The following is an 8,649-nucleotide window of genomic DNA, read 5'->3' as shown; positions in this document are numbered from 1 at the left end:
TACAATCGCCAGCGGCGTCATTCCGCAATCGGCTACCTAACCCCCGCGCAAGCCTACGAAACCATGACTTGGAAAAGCGCAGCATAGGGTCAATAATCAAACTGTCCGGATATCGGGACGAACTCCACACCTCGGCGCTGGACGTGTCGGTGCAGGCGCAGATCCTGAACCTGATGCGGCGGCTGCAAAAGGAGCTGGGGCTGACCTATCTGTTCATCAGCCACGACCTGAGCGTGGTGCGGCACATGTCGGACATGATCGCGGTGATGTATCTGGGGCGGATTGTCGAGATGGCGCCGGTGGAGGCGCTGTTCAGCCAGCCGCTGCACCCTTACTCGCAGCTGCTGCTGAACACGATCCCTGACATCCATGCCCCCAAACGGGACCGCTGCGTCGACAACGGCGAGCCGCCAAGCCCGTTGAAACCGCCGGCGGGCTGCGCCTTTCACCCGCGCTGCGCGCTGGCCACCGAGGCCTGCCGGGAAACGGTGCCGCCGCTGCGGCCTATTTCAGACGGGCATCAGGCAGCCTGCCTGCTGGCGGGCTGAGGCAAGGCGGGGGGGGGGGCGTGTTCCGCGCGCGACCCGCCTCCCTGCGGATCTGCGTTTACGCACATATGTCCGAAGAAGGTTTCGAAGAATGTTTCCCTGTGCGCATCCTGACAGCGAAATCAGGCGCATGCCGAAGCCTTCCCCGCTTCGCTACAGGGGAGACGCTTCTCGTTTAATGGGGGCGCAGGATTGCTTCCCGGCCGGACCAGAAAATACCTGCCGGGCGGCGCCGCTCCGATCCGGCCGCAAAACCGTGCCCGAGTGACCTGCCATGCTTCAGCAGCCAAGCCAGCGGTGGACGGCGGCTTTGCCCCGGCGGCAGGCCTCCGGCAGGCTGTCTCCCCTGGCCAGGCGGCAGGCGATCGCGGTGGCCAGGCTGCAGCCGGTGCCGCGTTTGGAGCCTGGCAGCCGCGCCGCGGCAAAGGGCGTTGCCGCGCCATCGGCGGTGTAGAGCACATCAATGCTTTCAACGCCGGTGCCATGGCCGCCTTTGACCAGTACCGCACGGGCACCCTGCGCAAGCAGCTGCGCCGCCTGCGCCTCGATGCTGCCGGTCGAGCCGGAGATTGCTTCAAGCTCCACCAGATTCGGTGTGACCAATGCGGCCCGCTGCAGCAAGGCGCCAAAGCCGCCGGCCGCCATCAGCCTGCCGCCGGAGGAGGCTTTCAGCACCGGATCCAGCACGATGGGCAGGCCTGCGGGCAGGGCGTCATTCACGGCCTCCGCCACCCCGGCCGAGCCCAGCATGCCGATCTTCACGGCGCCGGGTGCGGGCGGTGTTGCCAGGGCAGCGCGCGCTTGGTCCGCAACGGCCTGCGGCGGGCTGGGGTGAATCGCCAGAACCGCCTCATCGGTCTGCACCGTTACCGCTGTTACAACCGGACGCACTGCCGCCCCAAGCCCGGCTGCCATGGCGGTATCCCGGGTCAGGCCGGCGCCGCCGCTGCTGTCGGTGCCGCCGATTGCCAGGATCACAGTCATGCGCTGTGTCCTGCGGCCAGCAGGGCGAGGTTGCCGTAACCCGCAGCCTTCAGCTCCGCGGCCGCCGCCCAGGCGCGCAGGCCGGTGCGGCAGCACAGAACGATCCGCCCTTTGGTCGGCAGCTCTGCCGTCAGCAGATCCGCCCGGGCAATCCGGCGTGCGCGCGGGGCGGGCAGGCCGGGCGCCTCGGCGGCATCGCGCAGTTCGATCACCGTATCCGCCGCAGTGATTTGCGAGGCCGCGACAACGGGCAGGGCCCCCTCCGGCTCTTCCGCCTCGTCAAAGCGGAAGCTGCTCACCTGCAGGTCCTCCAGCCGGAAAACAAACAACTGTCCCCGCGGGGACGGCTGGTGATTCAGCAGAGACTTCAGGGCCAGCTGGGCCTGCAGCGCGCCGATCATGCCGACCGACGGGCCCATGACACCGGCGGTTGCACAGGTCGCCGCACGCGCAGGCAGGTCCGGGAACACTGCCCTCAAGGATGGCCCGCCGCCGCAAAATCCCCCGGCATACCCCGATTGCCCCAGGGCAGAGGCCGAGATCAGCACCTTGCCCTGCTGCCGGCATGCATCCGAAAGGACATAGGACACGGCAAAACTGTCGGCTGCATCCACCACCAGATCAGCTGCCGCCACCATACCGGCAGCATTGGCCGCATCCAAAGGCGCAACCTGCGCTGTCACCTGCAGCGACGGATTGGCCGCCAGCAGCTGCCGCCGCGCGGCCGCTGCCTTGGGCCGGCCAAGGTCGCCCATGGTATAAAGAACCTGCCGGTGCAGGTTGCTCTCTTCCACCATATCGCCGTCCATCACGGTGATACGGCCGACCCCGGCGGCGCCCAGATAGAGCAGCACAGGGCAGCCCAACCCGCCGGCGCCGACCACCAGCACATGCGCGCGGGCCAGCCGTTCCTGACCCTCAGTGCCAACATCGGGCAGGATCATCTGGCGCGCGTAGCGGCTCATGCGCGGCAGGCCGCAACCCATTCGCGGGTGCGGGCCTCGGGGTCATCGGCCAGCTGAATGTCGGTCACGACCGCCGCGCTGTCGGCGCCTGCAGAAAACACCCCGGGCAGCCGCTCGGGCGTCAGCCCGCCAATCGCGACCAGAGGAGTCTCCCCGGCTATCTGCTTCCAGCGCGTCACCCGCTCCAGCCCCTGCGGGTCCCATTTCATCTTCTTCAGCAGCGTCGGATAAACCGGCCCCAGCGCGACATAGGCAGGTCCGAAGGACAGGGCACGCTCCAGCTCGCTCTCGTCATGGGTCGACAAGCCAAAACGCACGCCTTTACGGCGTAGCGCGGCAAAGTCGGCACTGTCCATGTCTTCCTGCCCCAAGTGGACAAAGTTGCAGTTCAGATCCAGCGCCGCCTGCCAGAAGTCATTCACCACCAGCTGTGCGTCATGCACTGCACAGAAGTCGCGGGCGCGGGCGATCTGGCGGCGCACTTCGGCCTCAGGCTCATCCTTGATGCGCAGCTGCACCAGTTTGGCCCCATGGGGCACCAGCAGCTCCAGCCGGCCGACGTGGCCCGTGATCAGGTAAAACCGTTCCATCATGCAAACTCCGCCAAGCCGAGAACAGGGGTCGAGGGCACTGCCATGTCGCGCCGCTCCATCGGGTCGGCCTCATATCCCGCGCGCCCGGCCTCAATTGCCTGCGCCATGGCCGCAGCCATCCGGGCCGGGTCGCCGGCCTTGGCAACGGCGGTATTCAGCAGCACCGCGTCCATGCCCAGCTCCATCGCTTGCGCGGCATCCGAGGGCCGCCCGATGCCGGCATCGACAATCAGCGGCACTTCCGGGAAATGCGCCCGCATCGCCCTGAGCGCATCCGGGTTGCGCATTCCCTGGCCGGAGCCGATCGGCGCCCCCCAGGGCATCAGCAGCTCGCATCCGGCCTCCAGCAGCTTCTCGCCGACCACCAGATCGTCAGTGGTGTAGGGGAAGACCTGAAAGCCGTCTGCACAAAGGACGCGCGCCGCCTCGACCAGCCCGAACACATCCGGCTGCAGCGTGTCCGAATGGCCGATCACCTCCAGCTTGATCCAAGGCGTGCCGAACAGATCCCGCGCCATATGGGCGGTGGTCACCGCCTCCTGCACGGAATGGCAGCCTGCGGTATTGGGCAGGATCCTGCAGCCGGTCTCGCGCAGGCCGTCCCAGAAGCCGGCGCCGGAGCCGTCAGTGCTTTCCCGGCGCAAGCTGACGGTGATGATCCCGGTGCCGCTGGATTTCACCGCCGCCGCCAGAATGGCAGGCGATGGGTATTGCGCCGTGCCCAGGAGCAGGCGGGAGCTGATTTCTGTTCCGTAGAATTGCATCTCAGCCTCCTTGCATCGGGGCGAGCACTTCCAGTCTGTCGCCTTCGGTCAGCTGGACCGCTTCGCGGTTGCCGCGGGCGACGAAAGTGCCGTTCAGTGCAGTCGCCACGGACGAGCAGGCAAAGCCCAGCTCGTGCAGCGCCGCTTTCAGGTCGGTTGCGGATATCTCATGCGGTTTGGCGTTCACGATGATTTTCATCCGATGTCTCCGGTAACAGTTGATCCGCGGCCTGCTGTGCCATCGCGGGCGCCAGCAGAAAACCGTGGCGGTAAAGCCCGTTCAGGTAGAGCGTGCCGTCCTGTTCGGTCAGCCGCGGCAGGTTGTCGGGATAGGCCGGGCGCAGCCCTGCGCCGGTCTCCACCACACTGGCCTCTGCAAAGGCGGGATGCAGGGTAAAGGCGGCATTCAGCAGCTCACTGAGTGATCGCAGGCTGATGGCCCGGACCGAGCTGCTCTCGATCATGGTGCCGCCGATCATGAAATGCCCGTCCCCGCGGGGAACAAGGTACAGCGGCATCCGCGGATGCAAGAGACGCAGGGTGCGGCTGATCTCCACCTCAGGGCACTGCAGGACAGCCATCTCGCCGCGCACCGGGCGCAGGCCGGGCAGGGGTGCCGCCATGCCGGTGCAGTCCAGTGTGACACCCGCCGGGGCAGGGGTGCCATAGCGGATCTCACTCCCCGTTTCTTGCACCTTGGCACTCAGGTCGCGCAAGGCGCGCCGCGGGTCCAGGTGCGCCTCGCCGTCAAAGAACAGCCCCTGCGCGAACCGCCCCGCCAGCACCGGTTCCAGCGCCGCGATCTCCGCCCCCTCGACGCTGCGATGGCCCGTGGTGCGGCGGGCAAAGCGGCTGAGCTCTGCCCGGTCGCGGGGTGGCGCCACCACCAGCGTGCCGCGCCTGTGGACCGGGGTGACCCTGGCCCACCAGTCGAAGGCGCGGCTGCCGAGGGTGATCACTTGCTCCTCGGCGCTTTCGCGTTCGCACCAGGGCGCCAGCATGCCGCCGGCAAAACGCGCGACGCTGCTGTCCCCGGGCGCTTTCCCCCGTTCATAGACAGTGACCCGCGCCCCGCGCTGCGCCAGCTCATAGGCGCAGGCGAGGCCGGCAAGGCCCGCGCCTGCAATGGTGATCATTCCGCCGGTTCCGTCTTGGCCGCGGCGGCCTCGGCGGCAGGCACATACAGCTCGCCGCCCTCACGGAACTTGGCGGCCATCGCCTCCATGCCTTCCTTCTGCGCCTCGGCACGGATGTCGTGGCTGATCCGCATCGAACAGAACTTCGGCCCGCACATGGAGCAGAAATGGGCGACCTTATGGGCTTCCTTGGGCAGAGTCTGGTCGTGGAACTCCCGCGCGGTGTCGGGGTCCAGAGACAGGTTGAACTGATCCTCCCAGCGGAATTCGAACCGGGCGCGGCTCAGCGCATCGTCGCGGCGCTGTGCGCCCGGCAGACCCTTGGCCAGATCCGCCGCATGGGCCGCGATCTTATAGGTGATGACCCCGGTTTTCACGTCGTCGCGGTCTGGCAGCCCAAGGTGTTCCTTGGGCGTCACGTAGCACAGCATCGCGCAGCCGAACCAGCCGATCATCGCCGCCCCGATGCCGCTGGTGATATGGTCATAACCCGGTGCGATGTCGGTGGTCAGCGGGCCAAGCGTGTAAAACGGCGCCTCGTGGCAGCACTCCAGCTGCTTGTCCATGTTTTCCTTGATCTTGTGCATGGCAACATGGCCCGGCCCCTCGATCATCACCTGGCAATCCTTGGCCCAGGCGATCTTGGTCAGCTCGCCCAGGGTTTCCAGCTCGGCAAACTGCGCCTCGTCGTTGGCATCCGCAATCGAGCCGGGGCGCAGCCCATCACCCAGCGAGAAACTCACATCGTACTGGCGGCAGATGTCGCAGATTTCCTCGAAATGCTCGTACAGGAACGACTCCTTGTGGTGATGCAGGCACCATTTGGCCATGATCGAGCCGCCGCGCGACACGATCCCAGTCACCCGCTCCACCGTCATCGGCACCATGTGCAGCCGCACGCCCGCATGGATGGTGAAGTAATCGACGCCCTGTTCCGCCTGTTCGATCAGCGTGTCGCGGAACACTTCCCAGGTCAGGTCCTCGGCAATACCGTTGACCTTTTCCAGCGCCTGATAGATCGGCACGGTGCCGATCGGCACGGGGCTGTTGCGCACGATCCACTCGCGGGTGTTGTGAATGTTGCGGCCGGTCGACAGGTCCATCACCGTGTCGGCGCCCCAGCGGATCGACCAGACCAGCTTGTCGACTTCTTCCTCCATCGAAGAGGTGACGGCGGAGGTGCCCATATTGGCGTTGATCTTGACCAGGAAGTTGCGGCCGATGATCATCGGTTCGATTTCCGGGTGGTTGATGTTGGCCGGGATGATGGCGCGGCCGGCGGCGATTTCCGAGCGCACAAACTCCGGGGTCACGTAGTCGGGGATATTGGCGCCGAAATCATTGCCGTCGCGGGTGCCGTGGCAGGGCGACAGCTCGCGCAGCTGGTTTTCGCGGATCGCGACGTATTCCATCTCGGCGGTGATGATGCCGGCGCGGGCATAGGCCAGCTGGGTCGGCGCCGCGCCATCCTTGCCGCGCAGCGGCGCGGGTTTCACGGGAAACTCCGGCACCAGCCGGTCCCCCGCGACAAAGCCGTTGTCCTCGGGTTTCACGTCGCGGCCCTGGTATGCTTCGACATCGCCGCGGGCTTCGATCCACTGGCGGCGCAGTTGCGGCAAGCCCTGGCGGATATCGGTCAGCACGTCCGGGTCGGTATAGGGGCCGGAACTGTCATAGACCGGCAGCGGCGCTTCGCCCGCGGTGGGGTGGGTGGAGATTTCCCGCATCGGCACGCGGATGTCCTGGTGGACCTCGCCATTGACGTAGATCTTGCGCGACGCAGGCAAGGCGCCCGTGGTGATCTTGGGGTTGGGGACGTTCATTTTGGTGCTCCTCAAAGCCGAAAACTCAGAAAAGACACCAGATGAGGTGTGGCTTGGGAAACCGGCAGGCGAGGAGGCCTGCTTTACCGGAGTGCGCCCGTTTCAAACGGCTGTCCCCGCGGGGACAGGGGGCCAAAAGGCGCGTCCTTGCTTCCTACGCCAGTATCAACTGGGTCAGGTTCAAAGGGTCGCGCCGCCGGTTCGGGTTGCCCCGCACCTAAACGCCTCTCAGTCCCCTTGGCGGGACTCCCCTGCGTGGCTTTAGGGGTAGGGGAGGCGCAGGGGGCGCGTCAACCGGAATCTTTGTAGATTATTTTTATTTATTAAAATCAGAGAGTTGAGTTGTGTGTTTGGCGAAATGCGGGGCAAATCGCTGCGGCGCGGCTTTGATGCTTGATCGCGGGTCATGAAATTATCTATAAAACCTGGCAACGCCATCCGCGCATGGCCAACAGGTATACGAGAACAGGAGACAGCATGCTGGACGCTGCACCCATCCGCACCGACTGGACCCGCGAAGAAGCGGAAGCGATTTACAACACGCCCTTTATGGATTTGCTGTTTCAGGCGCACACGGTGCACCGGCAGTATTTCGACCCCAATCAGGTGCAGAAATCCAAACTCCTCAGCATCAAGACCGGCGGCTGCGCCGAGGACTGCGCCTATTGCTCGCAGTCGGCGCGCAACGGTGCGCAGCTGTCGGCCTCCAAACTGATCGAGGTTCAGCGCGTGATCGCCGAGGCGAAGAAGGCCAAGGAAGGCGGCGCGACACGCTATTGCATGGGCGCCGCCTGGCGCTCGCCCAAGGACCGCGACATGGCCGCACTCGAAGCGATGGTACAGGGCGTCAAGGACCTAGGCATGGAGACCTGCATGACCCTGGGCATGCTGGACGAGGATCAGGTGTTCCGCCTGCGCGATGCCGGGCTGGATTACTACAACCACAACATCGACACCTCCGAGCGTTATTACTCCGAAATCATTACCACCCGCACCTTCGCGGACCGGATCGACACCCTGAACCGGGTGCGCGAGGCGGGTATCAAAGTGTGCTCCGGCGGTATCGTCGGCATGGGTGAGCAGCAGCTGGACCGCATCGACATGATGCTGGCGCTGGCAACGCTGGAAGCGCATCCCGACTCGGTGCCGGTCAACATGCTGATCCCGATCGCCGACACGCCGCTGGCCGATGTGGAAAAGCTGGACCCGATCGAATTTGTCCGCTCGGTGGCGCTGGCCCGCATCCTGATGCCGAAATCCCACGTGCGCCTGTCCGCAGGCCGCACCGATATGTCGGACGAAATGCAGGCGATGTGCTTCTTTGCCGGTGCCAATTCGATCTTTGTCGGCGACACGCTGCTGACCGCTGACAACCCGGAAGAGGACAAGGACCAGCAGCTGTTCGACCGTCTGGGCATCACCGCAATGGCGGTGGGATGTGACGGCAGCCGCTGATGGCGGGCGCCTTCCCGAGGCATGAAAAGTCGCTGGAAGCGCTGCGCAGCCGCGGGCGCTACCGGCAGCTGATGCCGCGGGACGGGCATGACTTTGCTTCCAACGACTACCTCGGCCTGGCGGGCAGCGACGTGCTGCGCGTGGCCGCCGCCGATGCGCTGTCGCGCGGCGTGCCGGTGGGCGCGGGCGGCGCGCGCCTGCTGCGCGGCAATGACGCCGAACACCAGCGGCTGGAGGCTGAGGCAGCGGCGTTTTTCGGCACCGAGGCGGCGCTGTTCATGGGCGGCGGCTTCACCGCCAATCAGGCGATCTTCTCGACCCTGCCGCAGCAGGGCGATCTGGTGCTTTATGATGCGCTGATCCATGCCAGCACCCATGACG

10 protein-coding genes and 1 riboswitch are annotated in these 8,649 nt (G+C 65.7%); of the genes, 3 read left to right on the top strand and 7 right to left on the bottom strand.

All coding sequences use genetic code 11. The features are described 5' to 3' along the window. Nucleotides 1-548: ABC transporter ATP-binding protein (locus VOI29_RS19685; RefSeq protein ID WP_323782664.1), on the top strand; the 548-nt coding region annotated here is incomplete at its 5' end. Nucleotides 549-827: 279 nt separating this feature from the next. Here VOI29_RS19685 and VOI29_RS19680 read toward each other — a convergent pair. From VOI29_RS19680 to thiC, 7 genes are read right to left on the bottom strand one after another with little or no spacing between them, the layout of a single operon-like run. Next, complete coding sequence (locus VOI29_RS19680) at nt 828-1,532, bottom strand: hydroxymethylpyrimidine/phosphomethylpyrimidine kinase (RefSeq protein ID WP_323782661.1); 705 nt, start codon at nt 1,530-1,532, stop codon at nt 828-830. Beyond that, entirely contained in the window at nt 1,529-2,497 is a 969-nt protein-coding gene (locus VOI29_RS19675; RefSeq protein ID WP_323782658.1) for a HesA/MoeB/ThiF family protein, read from the bottom strand. The genes VOI29_RS19680 and VOI29_RS19675 overlap by 4 nt, the downstream gene beginning before the upstream one ends. Beyond that, the gene (locus VOI29_RS19670) at nt 2,494-3,087 is read right to left on the bottom strand and encodes a thiamine phosphate synthase (RefSeq protein WP_323782667.1); all 594 of its coding nucleotides are present in this window, start codon (nt 3,085-3,087) and stop codon (nt 2,494-2,496) included. The genes VOI29_RS19675 and VOI29_RS19670 overlap by 4 nt, the downstream gene beginning before the upstream one ends. After that, nucleotides 3,087-3,854: a thiazole synthase gene (locus tag VOI29_RS19665; RefSeq protein ID WP_323782655.1), complete on the bottom strand. Its 768-nt coding sequence runs from the start codon at nt 3,852-3,854 to the stop codon at nt 3,087-3,089. The genes VOI29_RS19670 and VOI29_RS19665 overlap by 1 nt, the downstream gene beginning before the upstream one ends. A 1-nt stretch (nt 3,855) precedes the next feature. Further along, on the bottom strand, nt 3,856-4,053 hold the full coding sequence (gene thiS / locus VOI29_RS19660; RefSeq protein WP_323782653.1) for a sulfur carrier protein ThiS: 198 nt from the start codon (nt 4,051-4,053) through the stop codon (nt 3,856-3,858). Next, the gene (locus VOI29_RS19655) at nt 4,022-4,990 is read right to left on the bottom strand and encodes an FAD-dependent oxidoreductase (protein ID WP_323782650.1); all 969 of its coding nucleotides are present in this window, start codon (nt 4,988-4,990) and stop codon (nt 4,022-4,024) included. Before VOI29_RS19655 ends, thiS begins: the two co-directional genes overlap by 32 nt. Beyond that, on the bottom strand, nt 4,987-6,813 hold the full coding sequence (thiC, locus tag VOI29_RS19650; RefSeq protein ID WP_323782647.1) for a phosphomethylpyrimidine synthase ThiC: 1,827 nt from the start codon (nt 6,811-6,813) through the stop codon (nt 4,987-4,989). Before thiC ends, VOI29_RS19655 begins: the two co-directional genes overlap by 4 nt. Nucleotides 6,814-6,947: 134 nt before the next feature. After that, nucleotides 6,948-7,076, bottom strand: a riboswitch (TPP riboswitch). A gap of 214 nt (nt 7,077-7,290) precedes the next feature. Between thiC and bioB the strand changes: the two genes are divergently transcribed. Both bioB and VOI29_RS19640 read left to right on the top strand, forming a co-directional pair. Then, complete coding sequence (gene bioB, locus VOI29_RS19645; RefSeq protein ID WP_323782644.1) at nt 7,291-8,268, top strand: biotin synthase BioB; 978 nt, start codon at nt 7,291-7,293, stop codon at nt 8,266-8,268. Then, nucleotides 8,268-8,649 (top strand): aminotransferase class I/II-fold pyridoxal phosphate-dependent enzyme (locus VOI29_RS19640; RefSeq protein WP_323782641.1); only part of this gene is annotated, 382 nt, incomplete at its 3' end. The genes bioB and VOI29_RS19640, both read left to right, overlap by 1 nt.

This window comes from Leisingera sp., assembly GCF_034669605.1.
Lineage (GTDB): Bacteria > Pseudomonadota > Alphaproteobacteria > Rhodobacterales > Rhodobacteraceae > Leisingera.
This window is presented reverse-complemented; position numbering and strand designations above follow the sequence as displayed.